The sequence below is a fragment of the Collinsella aerofaciens genome (assembly GCF_032584215.1).
Classification (GTDB): Bacteria; Actinomycetota; Coriobacteriia; order Coriobacteriales; family Coriobacteriaceae; genus Collinsella.
Map to the genome: position 1 here is coordinate 1 of NZ_JAWHPN010000139.1, position 437 is coordinate 437.

The 437-nt window shown below is 53.8% G+C and carries 1 protein-coding gene; it reads right to left on the reverse strand.

What is annotated here, in order from left to right:
• Positions 1 to 403: hypothetical protein (locus RX395_RS10135; RefSeq protein ID WP_316367396.1), on the reverse strand; the 403-nt coding region annotated here is incomplete at its 3' end.
• Between the last annotated feature and the right edge of the window lie 34 nt (positions 404 to 437).

Below are 437 nucleotides of genomic sequence, written 5' to 3' on the forward strand. Positions count from 1 at the left end.
GCCCTGTCCGCCATCTCCAGTAGGACCAGGCAAGGCCGGCCAGAAGAACCGCTCCAAAGCCCGCGGCAAATTCCCAATAGTGCAGTCCCGTCCAGATATAGTCCTCCCCTGTGGCGGAAAAGCACAAGCTTCCAAAGGTTTCAGCCCCATTGATATAAAGTGTGCATCCGTCTTCGTCAGCACTGGATGACATCAGAGGAGACACTGCACTGCCGGACACAGAATCGGCGGAAAGCCGTAAAAGCAACGGTGCACCATACAACGTTTCCGATGGCGGATCAATGGAGAGAGTGGTCACCATACCCTCAGTCATTGCGGCTGCATCCAACGTCTGACTGGCCAACAGAGATTGATTCCGCAGATCATAAAGCTCCACCGTCACAATCCCTGCATTGGCACGCATATATGTAGTCCACTGGACAGATACCGTTTGGAAC